This is a genomic window from Denitratisoma oestradiolicum (genome assembly GCF_902813185.1).
Classification (GTDB): domain Bacteria; phylum Pseudomonadota; class Gammaproteobacteria; order Burkholderiales; family Rhodocyclaceae; genus Denitratisoma; species Denitratisoma oestradiolicum.
Genome location: NZ_LR778301.1, coordinates 3,482,395 through 3,500,046, shown reverse-complemented (window position 1 = coordinate 3,500,046; position 17,652 = coordinate 3,482,395). Strand labels below are relative to the sequence as shown.

The window sequence follows — 17,652 nt, the reverse complement described above, 5'->3', positions numbered from 1 at the left end:
TGAAACCGGGGGAGGTAAATTCGAGGCCGGAATAGAGGGGGGATTCCCTCTTTGCCTCGGGGATCAGGTCAGGCCAGCCTCCCTCGCCTTGCGTTCTCGCTCAACCTTGAGGATGTAGCGCTGGATCAGAGTCGCCATGGGGCCCGGCAGCTTGACGAATTCGCAGCCGGTGCGTCTCATCCGGGTGCCGCTGCGCAGGACGATCTCGAAAGTGGTGCGGACCATGAGTGTGGCGGCAATTACCCCCACGTCGGGCAGGTCGATGCGGCAATTGGGAATTTCCGTGTTTTCCTCGGACAGGAATCGCTCAGGAAGATTGACTATGGACAGGCCGCCGCCACTGATATCGACGACGTCCACCTCCACCGTGTCGGTGAATCCATCGTCTGGCTGAATGGGGATAATGCATTTCAGGGGTCGGGTGATGGGCATCGTCAGGCGGTAGTACTCCCGCCGCTGCAGACGTAGCATGCTGTCGGGCAGGTCGGCGCGGAAGGCTGGCCTGCCCTCGTATTCGACCTTGGTCAGGCCCCGCAGGATGAACTGCACCTTGACCTTCTCCAAATTGGTGACGCAGAACAGTTTGGCCGCTTCCAGGGCCTTGCGGTTCATTTCGGCACTGGCACCGTAGTCCAGGAGCAGGCCATTTTCATCGACCTCGATCACCGAAGTCAGCAGCAGGTTCTTTTCGCCGAAGAAAACCGTGATCTGACAGACGTGTTCGATCAGCGATTTGAGCAAGTAGAGTATTTCATTCCTGCCGTGCAGCATGTACCGATCGAAACCGCCCGATTCGAGGAGGATCGACGGCGATTCCTTGGATTCCGGCGAGGAGAGGGGGGGAGTTTCGTTCATACGCGGCCAAACTATCTTGTCCGATTCTAACCGACAGGCTGTATTTTCCCCAGATTCGGTTACTGGGCTGGTTTGTCGCTTTCAACCTGGTAAAGCCAAGCCAGCAGTTCCGCCACCACGATATAGAGCTGGGGGGGGATATGGTCGTCCATATTTACCTGCATCAGCAGGGTCACCAGTTCCGGCGATTCATGAACGTAGATGCCGTGTTCCCTGGCTCGGTGAATGATTTCGTCCGCGATCAGCCCCCGGCCCTTGGCCACCACCTTGGGTGCGGCATCGCCGGGAGCGTAGGCCAGGGCCACCGCCAGCGCCCGCTCGTCGGAGGGCGGCTTATTCACCATGACGCACCAGAAACGAAAGCATGGGAATGCCAGCGGCCTCCAACGCAGCGCCTAGGGCCGCACTCTCCTGGCGCAGGTCGGCGGCGCTGGTTTCATTCCCGGCAGTCATGGTGATACGCAAGCCACCTGGCCCCAGTTGCAGGCTGGCTTCAGTTCGCCCCAGTCGGGGGGTGGTCAGGGCCAGTCGGGTAGACCAACTGGTGGGCATATCGTCGACTTCCCGCTCAGGGGCATCGCGTTGTATTTCCCATTCCATGGTCTGCCCCGGCCAGACCTCACCATGCCATAGCAGGCGTTGGGTCGCTGCGGCGTCCAGCTGCTGCTGGACCAGGGGTAGCAGGGCGTCGGGAATTTTTTCCACTGTGACTGGTATCGTGGGCGTGGCGGTAATCGGGAGTTGAGGGCGAAGCTCCACAGAGGTCGGCTCTCCTGTTCTCTGCATGACAGGCTGTCCGGACACCTGTTGTTGCCCCTGGGGCTCCTTCAGCAAAGTCTCGGTGGGCAACCTGCCCATCACCCACTGGGCTTGGTGGGCCTCGTAGAACAGGCCGCTCTGATTGACGGCTTGGGCCAGTCTGGGTGCCAGCTCCGCTGCGTCCCGGGGCGGGGCAGTCAGGATGGGCTGGCCGCCATTGAGGAGCGCGGGTTCCGGTGTCTGGCCTTCGCTGATCAGTAACTTTCCTATCATTTGGGCGGCGGGTGAGAGGCGGGTGAAGGGGTAGGGCTCCGCCGTGTTCCCGACACCGGGTCGGCCCATTACCTGAGCCTCCACCAGGCGGCTGGAGCGGTCGATGACCGTCAGTTCCAGCCGTTCGCCCTCCCTGGCAGGCACATCCAGTTTCAAGGTGACCGTTTTGTCGCCCACCTGCGCCCGGTAGGTGTTTTCCGGCAGAGTCTCATGAATCAGGGCAGTAAAGACGACGCCCGGTTTCAGCTCCGGCGGTATGGCCAACTGGGCGATAACTGCTCTGGGCGAGCGGTCCACCACAACCAGTTCCAGGGTATCACCGGCCTTGGCACCATGGGGCAAGGCCAGGGTCAATTCCTTGCCAGCCACTAGTGCGCGGTAAGTATTGTCGGGCAGCACATGATTGATTCGCGCCGAAAAAATCTGCCCCGGTTGCAGATCGGGCAGGTCGGCCGGAACCCCCCGGATCGGCGCCAGAGGCTGAAGCTGGGCCTCGGTCTGCATCCTCATGCGGATGCCGGCGTCAGAGGGGATCAGGGCCATGATCGACGGAAGATGTCCGAAAATGGATGGGGGGCATTGGTTGCCGTTCCGCCCCCATTGCGCAAGGCGCTAGCGGCCGGTGCTGTAGGCTCGCTCGACATTCTTGCGCATCGTCTCGCCCCCTAAAAACTTGCGTACATGTTCCATCCAGGGTTCAGTGTGGCGGCGGATTTCTGCATCATCCTGGAGGATGCGTTGAATCAGGGAGCGTTTGCGCTCGACCTCCGCCACCGAGAGCGATGCATTGTCGTCCTCCGCGATCAGGATTTCACGCAGGGAGGACACCGAGCGCTCAAGTCCGACGAGGCGGTCCCAGTCATGAGTGCGCGCCGCCTCCACCATCAGGGACGACAGTGTGCTCATGTCTTCGTAAATTTCGATCTGGGTAGGCATCGCCAGCATGGTAACGATCAGGCCGCGTTCCTGCTCTTGGAAACTACGGCGGGATCGTTGGCTATTTCCGCCCAGGCACTGTGTAGTTCCCGCAATAGAGCTTCAACTTCCTGAATGCTCGCTCGATCCCCCTTGATATTTGCTGCCTGTAGCCGCTCGCACATATAGTCGTAGAGTGCGGACAGACTCTCGGCCAAGTCTGCGCCGGACTTGTAATCCAGGCTGGCCTTCAGGCCCATGGCAATGATGTCGATCGCACGATTGAGTGACTGGCTCATGCCACCCATATCATGACTTTCCAGTTGCAGCAGAGCCTTGGCAATCGATTGAAGAGCGCCTTCATAAAGCATCAGAATCAACTGGTGCGGTTCCGCTACCTCTGCACGGACATTGACCTCCACCGTCTCATAAGCTGCCCTTGGGTTGGTCATCATGCCGAACATGGAATTTCTCCTTAATTGCTATTGGATGTACTGGGCAGATTGGCCAGTTGTTGAGTCAGGTAGTTGGATGTTTGTTGCATCGAGGCAACGAGTGAATCCAGGGCGGTGAATTGGGCACGATAGCGTTTTTCGGTGGCGGCCAGTCGCTTGGTCAGGGTTTCACGCCGCAGCCCTATGTCGTCGATGGACCGGTCTATGCCCTGGGTTCGACTGGCGAGCGTACCGTCTTCTCCCAGTATGCTGGTCAAGGCTTGGTTGAGTTGCCAGGCCAAGCCCTTGGAGAAACCCACAGTTCCCCGCGCACCCGTGTTGCCTCCCTCGATCAGCAACTGAAGACCGCTGGCGTCACCGGCACCCTTCAATATTTGCCCATCGCCGGTTCCCGTCACGCCTCCAATTTGTCCCGCCACATTCACGCCGGTGGTGCTGGTGGCTGTACCGAACAGCGTCGCAAGCGCATTGCCTGTGGTGATCTGGACACTCGAAGACGAACCGTATTTCGTGGATGTCAGAGTTATAAGCCCGGCATTGTGCGAGGCGGTGACTGTATATCCCAGCGACTGGAAGGAGCTGTCGCTGTTTATTTTTGATTGCAATGCCGCCACCAGTTCATCGCGGGTATAGGTGCCCGCCGTCAGGGAAATGGTGGCTGCCGTGCCATTAAGTTTCAGGGTCAGGGAGTTGTTGACGCCGGCAGTGATGACGGTACTGGCAGCCAGGGCATTGGAGCCCACGGCAGTGCCGCGGGTGGCAATCTGGGTGATATTGAGACCGTAGCGGCCGGCCTGGGTAGCGCTCGTGGAACTTGCATAGCTGACGAGGCTATCGCTGGGTACGCCCATGACGGCAAACAGGCCAGCCACGTTCTTCGTCGGATCGGCAAGCACGCTGTCGAGCTTGCCGCTATTGGTGGCCAGGGTGCCGTCCCGCTGAAAACTGATGCCCAGATCGGAAAGCGAGCTCACGCCGCCATCGGCGTACGCCAGTTTCTGCGTCAAGATGGATCGAGCCTGCGCCTGCATGCCGCGCAGGGTGGTGTCCCCCAGCAGCAGTCCACCCTTTTGCGTGGTGAAGTCGTACCCGCCCAGTTCCTTCATCGTGGCCGCGAGGTCGTTGTATGCCTTGACGAAGTCTTCGATCGCTGTCTTGACATTGGTCGTGTCGCGGGCCACGGTCAGCGTCGTCTGAACGCCTACTTCGCTTTCCTTGAGCAGCGTCAGGGTGAGGCCGCTGATTGCATCGCTGATGGTATTGGAGCTTTTGATGACGGCAATGCCATCAATCCAGACCTCGGAGTTCTGGGCGGCCACTTTTTCTTCTAGATTTTTGCCGCTACCCGCGGCTGCAACCGGGTTGTAGGCCAGTTGTGACAAGCCTGTGGTATCGGTGTCGGAGCCGGAATTGTCACCGCTGACCAGGATGCGCAATGAGTTGTCTGCCCCGCCCTCGCCAGAGGAGATGACCAGTCGATAGCCGGTCCCGTCGTTGATGATGCTCGCCGTGGCTCCGGCGTCGGCTTCGTTGATGGCGTCGCGAATACCGGCCAGGGAGTTGTTCGTCGAGTCGATGGTGATGGATTTCGAGGTCTTGTCGGCATTGACGGTAAATGTATTGCCGCCACTGTCGTAAGTGCCGAAATCCAGGGTCAGGGTGCCGGTGCCAACAGCGCTGGCCGGATCATCGAAGGCGGTCGACGCGATCTTGTGAGCGTAAGCGAGCGCCTTGACCTCGATGGAGTAGCTGCCTGTTTTTGCGATGCTGCTGGTGCTGGCGGACAGAATGCTGGTGTCGGCGGCAGTGGCCTTGAATGCATTGAACTTGCTGGTGGAGGAAAGCCCATTGGCGGCTGTCTGAAATGTCGAAAACGCTCCCTTGAGAGTCCCGTAGGCCGTCAGCTTGGCCTGATAGTCGGTTTCCTTCTTGTCCAGCGCGGTCAACGGCGCCTTCTCGACCTCCATCAGCTTGGTGATCAAGCCGTTGATGTCGAGTCCTGAGCCAATACCTGGAGATGAAAGTCCCGCCATGATGTCTGTTCCTTACCTGTACAAATTATCGGCAAATGCCGCCAATTCTGTAGAGCAGGATGTATTCCAGTCTAGATTGGGTGAAAAATATAACCACAACAGCGCCTCCCATCTGATCGTTTCGGACGGGAGTAGCCATATGCGCCAAATGTTGGAAACTCTTTCGTGCCAAGGGTTCCATGCGCAAGAGCGGAACCAGCGAGGGAAAGCTGGCTGAGTTCCTGTGCCGCCAGGGTTTATCTTTTTCCTGCCGCTGGACCATTTTTGTCCAACGGGCTGACTACAAAGCAAAAGCCCGCGCCTTGGCGCGGGCTTGGTGAAGTACTGGCGATTAGCCTTGCAGTAATTGCAGAACCTGCTGGGGCAGGGCGTTGGCCTGGGCCAGCATCGCGACGCCAGCCTGTTGCAGTATCTGGGCGCGGGTCAGTGCGGCAGTTTCTGCCGCAAAGTCGGCATCCTGGATCCGGGAGCGGGCTGATGTCAGGTTTTCGGCGGATGTCGAGAGGTTGGCGATGGTGGTGCCAAAGCGGTTTTGTACTGCACCCAGGTCGGCACGGATACTGTTGATTCTTGCCAGCGCGCCATCGGCAATATCAATGGCGCGGTTGGCGCCCACTACCGTGCTGATATCGACCTCGTTGAGTTTCAGCTTTTCGCTTGCCCGGAGCTGATCCGCCTCGCCGGCGAACAGTCCGCCTTCGGATTCGCCGAGGGAACTGGAAAGACTGAAATAGCCGCCGGATGCCTTGAATTCAACATTCCCACCGATCACTGTTGAGTCACGGCTGCCTGCCACGGAGGTAATGCCACCCGCCTCGAGTATGGCCGGATTGCCGGAAGACACATATCCGGTAGGGTCGCTCGTGTCGGCTTTGTAGCCCTGCACCGCCAGGGTCACGGTCTCGGGAGCGGTATTGCTGGACACGGCCGCCGAGCTGTTGAAGTCGAGGATGCTGATGTCCTCGCCGCTGGCATGCTCGAGGGTGACGATGGTCTTGGTGATGTCCAGGAGGGCGATGATGCCAGTGGCGCCGGTCTTGGAGTTGATGGCGTTGGCCAGCTCGGTGAGGTCGGTGGTGGTAACGTTGGCCGAGATGCTGGAGCCGTTGAGGTTCATGGATACGACGCCGTCCGCGGACAGGTCGGTAAGGGTGGCGCGAGTGCGGGCGGTGGCCTGGACACCGGTCTTGTCGGAAACGGCATTGATCAGGGCGGCGATTTCCTTGGCGGAGGCATCATCCTGAACGGTGACGGTTTCCGAGACGGAGCCGTTGATGGTCAGATCCTGTCCGGTGACGTTGTTGCCGCCAGTGGCGTCGGCCAGGCCGCGGGTTGCCGTCGTCGCGGCGGTCAGGGCCGTGGCGATGTTGAGGAGTTTCTGGCCCGTTGTGGCGTTGTCGGCGGTGATGGTGTAGCCGGGCTCGACGACGACATCGATGCTGGCGAGCTGGCGTGCGCTGTCGGTGGTGGTGCCCTCGGTGAGGGTGCTGCCGCCGAAGGTGATGGTCGAGGTGTTGTTGGCGCTGGCGACGGCGTTCAACTGGTTGGTGTTGGTGCCGTTGTTATTGACGCTGTTGGCGGTGGCGCCGGCGCCGTTGGAGCCGGCGGTGTCGGTACCGAAGGTGACGGTCATCGAGTCGGAGGTGGTGGAGCCGCCGCCGCTGTTGGTGAAGCCGTTGATGGCGAGGTTGGCGCCGCCGGAGGTTGCGATGACGAAGCCGGCGTCGGAGCCGTTGCCGGTGCGGGAGATGGTGGCGCTGAAGACGTTGCTGGTGGTGGTATTGGTGAAGGAGATGGTCATTGTGCCGGTGCCGGTCGTCGTGTCGAACGAGCCGCTGCGGCTGAAGTTGGTGCTGGCCAGGGCGCGGGTGTTGAGGTCGGCAGCGAGGGCGATCTGGAAGGCGGCATCATCCGAGATTGCAGAACCTGAGCCGGTAACCACGTTGGCGCCGAAAATCGCGGTGTTAGTGGTGCTGTTCAATTCTTTGAAATTGAGGTTGAAGCCGAAGTTGGAGTTGGTGACGCTGCCTGCTTGGGTAACAAATGTTGCGCCGAAGGTGCTGGTCACATTGTCATAGACGGCGAAGTTCTCGACGCCGATGTCCTTGGCGGTGGCTCCGACGCTGTTGATGGTGACGGTATTGGCGGTGGCGTTGGCCGTGGCGGTGAAGCCGGTGTTGGTGGCGCCGGCGTTGATGACGGCGGCCAGTTGGTCACGCAGATTGGCGTAGGTGGTGGTGTCGCGGACGAAGTTGATGCTGTCGGTGGTCGAGGCACCGGCACTGTCGACGCCGCGCAGGGTGAAGGAGATGCGGTCGCCGTTGGCGGCGGTAGTGGCCAGTGAGGTGAGACCCCCGAGGGTGACGGCATTGCTGCCGGAAACAGTGGCGGTGACGCCGGCCATGCCGTCAAGTGCGGTGGCGATGGTGCCCGAGGTGGCGGTACCGGTGATGCTGGTGGGGGCGGACTGGTTGCCATCCGGATCGGTGACGTAGAAGTTCTGGGCGGTGATGTTGGCATTGGCAGCCGTGGCATCAGAGCCGGTGGCGACCACGTTCAGGGTGGAGACCACGGCGTTGCCGGTGGCGTTGGTGATGCCGTTGACAGTGTTGTCGGTGTTGTACTTGTTGATGCCCAGGCTCTGGGAATCGGCGCCCGAGACGCTGACGGAAATGGTCTGATTGGCTTCCGCGCCGACCTGGAAATTTTGGGCGATGAAGTTGCCGTCCAGCAGTTTCAGTCCGTTGAACGATGTTGTCGTGGCAATCCGGTCCAGTTCGGAGATCAACTGATTGACTTCGGACTGAAGGGCGAGGCGATCGGAAGCGGAGTTGGTGGCGTTGGCGGACTGAACAGACAATTCGCGCACGCGCTGCAGAATGTTGTTGGTCTCGCCGAGGGCACCCTCGGCGATCTGGGCCAGGGAGATGCCGTCGTTGGCGTTGCGGACGGCCTGATTGAGGCCGCGCACCTGGGAAGACATCCGGTCGGAAATGGCCAGGCCGGCAGCATCATCCTTGGCGCTGTTGATGCGCAGACCCGAGGACAGGCGTTGTAGCGAAGTGGCCAGCGCTCCTTGGGATGCATTCAGATTGCGTTGCGAATTCAACGACGAAATATTGGTGTTGATGATTTGCGGCATGTTTTGCTCCTTTCGGTGCTTCCTGTTCGTGTCACGGTCATTTCGTCACATGTCGCATGTGCTGCGTGACACGCTAAAGAATTGTTCCCGACAGCCGATTAGCAGCAAACATGCCAGCTAGTTGTATAGGCGATTTTCGGTGTTGTTTCTCCTGGACTTAGGAGTTGAATACCGGTTCTCCCGGCAATAATCGGAGGCACGGCGGCAATGTTTGCCGATTTCAGATGTTGGGCAGGGCAACAATATGTCTTCTTTTGTGCCGGTGCTGATTCCGCCCCATAAAAAAGCCCGCCCCGCGGATGGCGGGGCGGGCTGGGCAGATTGCTTGGGATGTGCCCTAAGCTTTGTTTTTCAACAGCAGACCTTGCATCTTGTCTAGTGCCCGAGCAATGTCCAATAATTCCTCGGAGGGAATCTGGCGAATCATTTCGCCGGTTTGGACATCCGTGACACGGACAATGGTTTTTCCCGTTTCGTCGTCGATGGAAAACTGCAAGCTATTGGGCGCTTTCGCCTGTACCAGTTCCCTCATTGACTCTACTGCACGTTTCAGTTGCTCGGGATTGGGCTGCTGTGGTGGAGCCGGCTCGGGCATGACCACCGACGGCTTTGCCGCCGGTGTGCCTTGTTGTGTTGCCGGCAACGGCGTCGTGCTGGTGCCTGTATTGCCGATCGTTAATGCCATGGCTTGTCTCCTTGCCTGTCAGGGGAGGCAGCATCGCTGTCTCCCCTATCCCTGTTAGCGATTACCCTTGCCGCGCTTAACCGCGGAGGAGAGTAAGCACTTGATTCGGCAGGGCATTTGCCTGGGCCAGCATCGCGACACCCGCCTGCTGGAGGATCTGGGAGCGGGTCAGGTTCGCCGTTTCCTGGGCGAAGTCCGCATCCTGAATCCGCGAGCGGGCTGCCGTGATGTTCTCGGCCGTCGCCTGCAGGTTGGATACCGTGGAGGCAAACCGGTTCTGCAAGGCGCCCAAGTCGGCACGGATGCTGTTGACCTTGGCCAGGGCGCCGTCGATGATATCTACAGCGGTGTTTGCACCGACTACCGAGGAAACATCGATTGTCGCGACAGTGTAGTTGGTGCTGGCTTTCAGGTCTTCGGCATTGCCGCCGAACAGGCCTCCGTCTTCTTCTGCGATCGAGGAGACGACGCTGAAGTAGCCACCGGTGGATTTGAACTCGATGCTGCCGCCGATCACGGTGGAGTCACGGTTGCCTGCTACCGTGGTGATGCCACCTGCCTCGAGGGTGACGGCACTGCCTGATGTCGAGTAGCCGGTAGCGTCCGCCGGGTCCACCTTGTAGCCCTGTACCGCCAGGGTCACGGTTTCGGGAGCGGTATTGCTGGACACGGCCGCCGAGCTGTTGAAGTCGAGGATGCTGATGTCCTCGCCGCTGGCATGCTCGAGGGTGACGATGGTCTTGGTGATGTCCAGAGTGGCCCCGACACCGGTGGCGCCGGTCTTGGAGTTGATGGCATTGACCAGCTCGGTGAGATCGGTGGTAGTGACGTTGGCCGAAATGCTGGAACCATTCAGACTCATGGACACGACGCCGTCCGCGGACAGGTCGGTAAGGGTGGCGCGAGTGCGGGCGGTGGCCTGGACACCGGTCTTGTCGGAAACGGCATTGATCAGGGCGGCGATTTCCTTGGCGGAGGCATCATCCTGGATGGTGACGGTTTCCGAGACGGAGCCGTTGATGGTCAGATCCTGGCCGGCAACGTTGTTGCCGCCAGTGGCGTCGGCCAGGCCGCGGGTTGCCGTCGTCGCGGCGGTCAGGGCCGTGGCGATGTTGAGGAGTTTCTGACCCGTTGTGGCGTTGTCGGCGGTGATGGTGTAGCCGGGCTCGACGACGACATCGATGCTGGCGAGCTGGCGTGCGCTGTCGGTGGTGGTGCCCTCGGTGAGGGTGCTGCCGCCGAAGGTGATGGTCGAGGTGTTGTTGGCGCTGGCGACGGCGTTCAACTGGTTGGTGTTGGTGCCGTTGTTATTGACGCTGTTGGCGGTGGCGCCGGCGCCGTTGGAGCCGGCGGTGTCGGTACCGAAGGTGACGGTCATCGAGTCGGAGGTGGTGGAGCCGCCGCCGCTGTTGGTGAAGCCGTTGATGGCGAGGTTGGCGCCGCCGGAGGTTGCGATGACGAAGCCGGCGTCGGAGCCGTTGCCGGTGCGGGAGATGGTGGCGCTGAAGACGTTGCTGGTGGTGGTATTGGTGAAGGAGATGGTCATTGTGCCGGTGCCGGTCGTCGTGTCGAACGAGCCGCTACGGGCATAGTTGGTGCTGGTCAGGGCAGTGTTATTGAGGGAGACCGCGAGGGCGATCTGGCGTGAGGCATCGTCGGTGAGTGCCGAGCCGGAGCCGGTGGTCAAGTTTGTGCCGAAGATGGCGGTGTTGGAGGTGGCGTTCAGTTCCTTGAAGTTCAGGTTGAAGCCGATGTTGGCTGCGGAGCTGTTGGTGGCGCCACCAGTGACGGTGAAGTCTGCGCCGATGGTGCTGGTGACGTTGTCATAGACGGCGAAGTTCTCGACGCCGATGTCCTTGGCGGTGGCTCCGACGCTGTTGATGGTGACGGTATTGGCGGTGGCGTTGGCCGTGGCGGTGAAGCCGGTGTTGGTGGCGCCGGCGTTGATGACGGCGGCCAGTTGGTCACGCAGATTGGCGTAGGTGGTGGTGTCGCGGACGAAGTTGATGCTGTCGGTGGCGGTGGTCGCGGTTCCCGTATTGCTGCGCAGAGTGAAGGAGATGCGGTCGCCGTTGATGGCGGTGGTAGCCAGGGCGGTCAGGCCCCCGAGGGTGACGGCATTGCTGCCGGAAACAGTGGCGGTGACGCCGGCCATGCCGTCAATGGAGGTGGCGATGACGGAAGAGGAAAAAGCACTGGCCGAGACGCTGGTGGGGGAGGACTGGTTGCCATCCGGATCCGTGACGTAGAAGTTCTGGGCGGTCGCATTGGCATTGGCGGCCGTGGCATCGGAGCCGGTGGCGACCACGTTCAGGGTGGAGACCACGGCGTTGCCGGTGGCGTTGGTGATGCCGTTGACAGTGTTGTCGGTATTGCTCTTGTTGATGCCCAGGCTCTGGGAATCGGCGCCCGAGACGCTCAGGGAAATGGTCTGATTGGCTTCCGCGCCGACCTGGAATTTTTGGGCGACAAAGTTGCCGTCCAGCAGCTTCAGTCCGTTGAAGGATGTTGTACTGGAGATGCGGTCCAGTTCGGAGATCAACTGATTGACTTCGGACTGAAGGGCGAGGCGGTCGGAAGCGGAGTTGGTGGCGTTGGCAGACTGAATGGACAGTTCGCGCACGCGCTGCAGAATATTGTTGGTCTCGCCGAGGGCGCCTTCAGCCGTCTGGGCCAGGGAGATTCCGTCGTTGGCGTTGCGGACGGCCTGATTGAGGCCGCGCACCTGGGAAGACATCCGGTCGGAAATGGCCAGGCCGGCAGCATCATCCTTGGCGCTGTTGATGCGCAGACCCGAGGACAGGCGTTGCAGTGCCGTCGCAAGGGACGACTGCGACATGTTCAGGTTACGCTGGGCATTCAACGACGAGACGTTGGTGTTAATGACTTGTGCCATTTTGATCTCCTAATAAATCAGTCAGTTACCGTTAAGGCGGCAGCCTGAGTCGTCGCCCTTGGATGCCTTTACGGCGTTTTTCCGGGTAACTTTAGGAGGAAAACGAGCTTTCCCGCAGGGCCAGCCCAAGGGAAAGCGGCAGGCGGCGCCCGCCGCAAGCTCTTGGGCTGCTACGGAGTGCCCCGTAATATCGAGCAGAGCGAGCCGTATCGAACCCCCTGGAGGGGGGCGAGCCTTTTCATGATGCGGGGTGTTGTTCCCCTCATCATGAAAGTTGGGAGGAATTGTTCCAGGAGCCTTGCGCTCCGGGGCCATTCAAGTGGCAGAGAGGCGGGTGCCGATCAATCGCAGGACACGAGCGGCTTCTGTAGCGAACCAGGGGTATTCGACCAGCTTTTGCCAGATCGGAAGGCTGTCTTCCGGACTGAAGAACGTGGTGGGGTGACGGAGTCGCTCCGCTGTGGCGAGGCAGAGCGAGAACGCCCATTGCGCCTCGTCTGGTGCGGGAGCGAGGCGCCGCCATTCGGGGAAGGGATGGAGAAAGGGTTCGTCGAGTACCGATCCCGAGTGTCCGGCCAGTTGTTCGGCCAGGGATACCGCCAACTGGATTGCCGGTTCGTCCTCACCACTATCCACCAGCACCCGAATCAATGTCAGTACACGCGGAACGCTGGGTTCCATGTTGACGACACCGACCAGGATTCCCTTGACGAATCTCAGCAATTGCAGGCGTTGCAACAGTGATACGGAGTCCTGATGACAACCATTGAGATTGTTCAGGGCCATCATGTAGTGGTCGCCATGTTCACTGCTGGATTTTGGCGCCCCCAGCCATTCCAGCATCTTCAGGCTCAGACCCGGTTGCCGGCCGATGATGGTCCACCAGTCGGCGCTTTGCGAGGTAGCCATCTTTTCGATGCCGGGTACCGTGTCGCACAGCAGGCCGGCGGTGGTGAGTCGCTTTCTTTTGTCCCCCTTGCAGAACAGAAGGGGTGTGGCTGGAACGGGTTTGTCCGCTGCCAAGCCTACCAGCGTACCGATTCCCGGAACCAGATGGAATGCGGTCAGTCCGTATTCCGCCATTCTGACCAGGGCGCCTGCACTGATCCCTGCTGTCCCGGGAGGCGGCTGCAGGAGGATGGCGGGGTTGCCTTCCTTCAGTATCGACCAATGCTGCTCCATCCAGGCGAGGGAGTCGTTCTCTTCCATAAAGGCCAGGCGTATGAGATCCGGCCTGGCGGCAAGATCGGCTTCACCAGTGATCTTGAGATTGGGGAGATTGTTGGCGCGGGATGAGCGTTCGAGCAGTTGCCGCACGTCGCTGTCGATCCTGATGGCGGTGGTGCTGCCACCGCTCGGCAATTGGGCGATGGCGATCGGTATCGCGTAGACGCCCGGGTCGTCGCCGATATCCCAGACCAGCGGGAAGAGGTCGGCAATTTCAGCAAAATAGTGGACTTCGTTTTCATACCATTGCCCCCGTTCCTGAAGGACATAATGGAACAGGTCATCGGTGGAGGGGGCGGTGGAGATTGATACCAGCCCATATTGCCTCTTCTGTTGGCCGGTCTCATCATCGGCTTTCACGAACTCGGCAAGGGGATGATCCGGGCAAAGGTTTTGCCAGGCGTTCAGGTAGGCGTCTTCCAGCTGGCGGGTAAAACGTACCGTGTCGCAGAGAATGCCGCTTCTCAGGGCGGTCGGAATGTTGGTGCGGAAATGGCGGATTCTTTCCGGGTTGGACGCGAGGGCAATGGCCTTGGCGACAAACTCCCGGTCGTCGAAGGATACGAGTTCGTCTACATCCAGTCCGATATTCTTGATGACGGAATAGGAAATGCGCTGGTGGAAGACTTCGCCGGCCCGGGTGACGACGGGGATGCCCATCGACAGGGCATCGACGGTGGTGGTGCCGCCGGTCAGGGGCATGGTGTCGAGACTGAGGTCCATGTGGGCATACAGGCCCAGATGGGAACCCGAGGGATCACGCCGGCTTTCGATCGTCAGGCGCTCCGCGTCGATGCCGCGCTCGACAAAAGCCTGGGTGACGCGGTCGATTGCCATCTTCCAGTCGAAGCGCGGATGATTGAGGTAAAAACGGCTGTCGGGAATGGCATGCATCACCTGACACCAGACATCGAGAGTGCGCTCGTTCAGCTTGTAGGGGTTCGTCAGGGAACCGAAGGTGATGAACCCGTTTTGATCCAAGGGCATCTCGTTGGCAATATCGCGCAGGCGCAGGTGCCCGAAACACAAGAAAGACTCAGGCAATTCGAGAAGTTTTTCGGTGAAATAACGCGCATTTTCCGGTCCATTGAGATAAGGGTCGGCCAGGACATAATCGACCTCCGGCATACCGGTCGTTGCCGGGTACCCCAGATAGGACAGTTGCACTGGCGCAGGCCGGTAGGCAAGCACGGCCAGTCGGGACCGATCCGTATAGCCGCCCATGTCCACGAGAACATTGATGCCATCGGCTTCTATCCGATCCGCCACTTGCTCGTCGGTCAGGCCGTAGATGCAGAGAAACTTCTCTGCCAGCTTGCGGTAAAGGGCCGTTATGTTGTCTTCCCGAGCGATGGCCGTATTCGAATACAGGTAGATCTCGAAGCGGTCGGGATCGTGTTCCCGGAAAAGATTGTGGAAAAAGAAACTGACCGAATGCGCATTGAAGTCCGCCGATAGGTAGCCGATGCGCAGCCGCTTGCGTGGTGTGGTTGCCTTGGTATGGGGCGCACGGGTGGGCGGGCGGGTGGTGATGGAGGTTTGAGCGCCGATCTTCTTGTGAAAGGTCAGCAGGTCTTCGTTGGAAAAGTCTGGCTCACTCATGAGGCCCAGGTTCGCCCCGACGAAGTAGGTTGCAAGGCCGGCCTCGGTACGCTCCATCTGGGCACGCATCTTGGGCAGCAGTTGCTTCGATATGTCCCAAAGGCAACCGTGCCGCGCGGAACTGTAGACCGAGAAGACGGTGACATCCGGATTCTCTATTTCCAGGTAGCGCCGGCATATTTGGTAGGCGTCATCACGACGTTCCGCCTTGCTGAGGGCGGTGATCAGGTTCGTGGCAATGACTGGATTGTCCGGTGTGGCCTCGAACATCTGGCTATAAAGGTCGGCCGCCGACCCGTAGTCCAGGCGCATGGTATGGATGTAGGCCAGGCCATTGAGGGCCTTGATATTGCCCGGTGAGATTTCCAGGGCGCGCTCGAAGTAGCCCATGGCATCCTCAAGGGACTCCTGGTCGAGGGCCAGATGCCCAAGATTGATCAGAGCCTGCCAATCATCGCGTGCAAGTTCGGCAGCTCTCTTGAAGTGGGCAACGATGTCGTTGATGTCGCCCCCGGTGCTGCCAAGCAGGAAACCGCGGATGTTGTGCGTTTCCGACCAGTCCGGAGCGAGCTGGACCAGCCGGTCGGAAACCTTGAGCGCCTCCGCGAAATCACCCATTGCCAGGTAGGCCTTGGCGAGCGCGGCGATGATATCCAGATTGTTCGGGTCCTGTTCGAGCAGGGCGAGAAACTGCTGGGCCGCTGCCTGATATTCCCCCCTTCCCGCCAACTGGTAGGCGGCCATGAATTCCGGGGATTTGTGCCCAGCACCGAGTTCCACTTTCAGCAATGCCTGACCGCCGCATGAGGCAAGGTTGTTTCGAACCGCCTGGTTGGCAGGGCGCAGTTTCAATGCTCGCCGGAAATGATTTACAGCCAGGTTCGGGCGGCCCCGTTCCTTTTCCAGCATGCCCAGACCGTTATGCACGGAGAAGTTCTTTGGGTTGATGCGCAGGGAGCGTTCCAGCAGGTCGGTCCCTTCCGCAAACATGCCTTCTTCAATATAGAGCTGCCCCAGGTTTGCCAGGGCTTCCCAGTCATCGGCCTCGACTGCAACCGCTCGGCTCAGGCAGTCGATCGCGCCGCGCCGGTTCCTGTCCCTTTCGAGATAAATCACGGCCAGTTGGTTGAGCGCCCTGGGGTGGTCCGGGGAAAGCTCCAGAATCTTTTGACAGGTGCTTTCCGCCTCGTCGAAGCGATGCTGCATCAGCAATGTGTTAGCCAGAACAATCAGTGTGCTGTACTGACGGGGATGCTCCTCCAGTAGTGCGCGACAGACAGCCTCGGCCTTGGCATATTCCTTCTGCTTGTAGGCTATCTCGGCTTTTTTGAGTTGCGTGTTTTTCATCGGGAGCGGTCAGCTACGAAAGATGTCGGCAAGGATGTCGCGCTTGGGGGCGGTGAAGTGCAAGCCGCCATGGCCATTGGCAAAGGCATAGCAGTTGCCCGGTGTATCCCGGTTGATTATGCTCACTCCTTGCGCAAGCACGGTGCCGTTGCCGATCTGGCAGCGGCCGATGATGGCGGTGTTCGGATACATCACGACACCCTCGCCGATCACGGGCGCAATACCGTGGTTCTTGCCCACGGTCGAGTTCTGATAGAGGACCAGATGGCTGCCGTAGGTCGCCTTGGCCAGGACGATGCCGACCGAATGGCCGATGAACATAACATCGGGAAGCTCGATCTCGTAGAAACAGTCGATGCCGTTCAGGGCCTTGTTCAACAGAAACAGGCGCGTGGCCAGTTCGTTATCGCCAGTGTTGCGCCAGAGAGTGTTCGACAGGTAGTAGAGATAAAGGCAGTACTGCGTGGAGTGCAGGTGGTCGAAAGTATCAGGCGTCCAGCATCGAACATGGTTGATGCAGCGCCCGATGCGGGCCAGCGCCTCTGGCATGTGTGCTGCCATTACCTGACGATCGGCGGGGCGACTGTCAGGAAAGAAATTCGACAATTGACGATGGGTGTAATCGAGCAGGCCATCATGATCGAGGCGCAGGAGCTTCATTTCGCGATTCCATCGAGTTGGTTTTTCAGATAGTCCAGCGTACTGCGCGGCTCGACGCCAAGTGTGCGCAGGCGATCGATATGTATGCGCGGTGACGGTGCCATGGGGGTCACCGGCCGGGTCAGGACGACATGCCAGCCCCTGCGGTTGATCAGATCGACCATCTCGGCGTTGCTGACGTTCTCACCGCTGCCCACGTTGTAGATGGAGCCCGCCTGGCCTTGCGTCATTAGGGCGACGAGGGCAGCCAGCACGTCGTCGATATGAATGTAGTCGCGGCTCGCATTGGGCGTGCTGTCCAGGGAGAAGGCCTTTTCAGCCGCCAGTTGGCGAAACAGGTCCGGCAGAAATCCCGTGGCATCCGATGCGTTGTCGTAGACAGAGGACAGGCGCGCGACCATGCCGCGGTTTGCCGTGTGCAGCAGGGTGAAATGCTCGCCCAGGGCCTTGGTGAGATCGTACAGGTGGCGTGGGTTGTTGACGCTGACCGGCAAGGCGGCATCCTCATCGCCATCTTCCAGACCATCGTAGAGGCGGGTGGAGGAGAGATAAACGATCCGGTCGAAACTGGCTTCTGCGATCAATCGCACCAGATAGGCACTATGTGCCTCGAAGGTGGCCGCCGGGTTCCGCCCATAGTCTGCGGTCATGCCGATGCAGTAGTAGAGCCGGCCCAGGGGGCGGGAGAATATTTCCGGACTGCCGCGAGGCGGCGCGAAGACCTCCTCGCCGTGGGCGCGCAGGTAGGCGACCAGTCGTGCGCCGATGAAACCGGTTGCGCCGAGGACCGTACTCGACATGGG

The 17,652-nt window shown here is 60.0% G+C and carries 12 protein-coding genes; all 12 read right to left on the bottom strand.

Going from position 1 to position 17,652, the window contains the following annotated elements:
- Positions 1-63: 63 nt before the first annotated feature.
- Positions 64-855 (bottom strand): flagellar brake protein, encoded by a 792-nt coding sequence (locus DENOEST_RS15945; protein ID WP_145769264.1) that lies wholly within the window; start codon positions 853-855, stop codon positions 64-66.
- A 59-nt stretch (positions 856-914) separates the two neighbouring features.
- Positions 915-1,199 (bottom strand): EscU/YscU/HrcU family type III secretion system export apparatus switch protein, encoded by a 285-nt coding sequence (locus DENOEST_RS15940; protein WP_145769263.1) that lies wholly within the window; start codon positions 1,197-1,199, stop codon positions 915-917.
- On the bottom strand, positions 1,189-2,430 hold the full coding sequence (locus tag DENOEST_RS15935; RefSeq protein WP_145769262.1) for a flagellar hook-length control protein FliK: 1,242 nt from the start codon (positions 2,428-2,430) through the stop codon (positions 1,189-1,191). The genes DENOEST_RS15940 and DENOEST_RS15935 overlap by 11 nt, the downstream gene beginning before the upstream one ends.
- Positions 2,431-2,499: 69 nt before the next feature.
- Positions 2,500-2,832 carry a flagellar protein FliT gene (locus DENOEST_RS15930; RefSeq protein WP_232096524.1) on the bottom strand — a complete coding sequence of 111 codons (333 nt, stop codon included), beginning with the start codon at positions 2,830-2,832 and terminating at the stop codon, positions 2,500-2,502.
- Positions 2,833-2,840: 8 nt separating this feature from the next.
- Positions 2,841-3,266, bottom strand: coding sequence for a flagellar export chaperone FliS (gene fliS / locus DENOEST_RS15925; RefSeq protein ID WP_145769261.1), 426 nt, complete (start codon positions 3,264-3,266; stop codon positions 2,841-2,843).
- A gap of 11 nt (positions 3,267-3,277) precedes the next feature.
- On the bottom strand, positions 3,278-5,290 hold the full coding sequence (fliD, locus tag DENOEST_RS15920; protein WP_145769260.1) for a flagellar filament capping protein FliD: 2,013 nt from the start codon (positions 5,288-5,290) through the stop codon (positions 3,278-3,280).
- A gap of 331 nt (positions 5,291-5,621) precedes the next feature.
- On the bottom strand, positions 5,622-8,432 hold the full coding sequence (locus DENOEST_RS20535; RefSeq protein ID WP_183148274.1) for a flagellin N-terminal helical domain-containing protein: 2,811 nt from the start codon (positions 8,430-8,432) through the stop codon (positions 5,622-5,624).
- Positions 8,433-8,769: 337 nt separating this feature from the next.
- Positions 8,770-9,117 carry a flagellar protein FlaG gene (locus tag DENOEST_RS15910; protein WP_145772448.1) on the bottom strand — a complete coding sequence of 116 codons (348 nt, stop codon included), beginning with the start codon at positions 9,115-9,117 and terminating at the stop codon, positions 8,770-8,772.
- Positions 9,118-9,193: 76 nt separating this feature from the next.
- Positions 9,194-12,013 (bottom strand): flagellin N-terminal helical domain-containing protein, encoded by a 2,820-nt coding sequence (locus DENOEST_RS20250; RefSeq protein WP_183148273.1) that lies wholly within the window; start codon positions 12,011-12,013, stop codon positions 9,194-9,196.
- Positions 12,014-12,328: 315 nt separating this feature from the next.
- Positions 12,329-16,189, bottom strand: a complete 3,861-nt coding sequence (locus tag DENOEST_RS15900) for a tetratricopeptide repeat protein (protein ID WP_145772274.1) — start codon at positions 16,187-16,189, stop codon at positions 12,329-12,331.
- Positions 16,190-16,198: 9 nt separating this feature from the next.
- Positions 16,199-16,849, bottom strand: coding sequence for an LbetaH domain-containing protein (locus tag DENOEST_RS15895; RefSeq protein ID WP_197970642.1), 651 nt, complete (start codon positions 16,847-16,849; stop codon positions 16,199-16,201).
- Positions 16,846-17,649: an NAD-dependent epimerase/dehydratase family protein gene (locus tag DENOEST_RS15890; protein ID WP_145772275.1), complete on the bottom strand. Its 804-nt coding sequence runs from the start codon at positions 17,647-17,649 to the stop codon at positions 16,846-16,848. Before DENOEST_RS15890 ends, DENOEST_RS15895 begins: the two co-directional genes overlap by 4 nt.
- Positions 17,650-17,652: the final 3 nt, after the last annotated feature.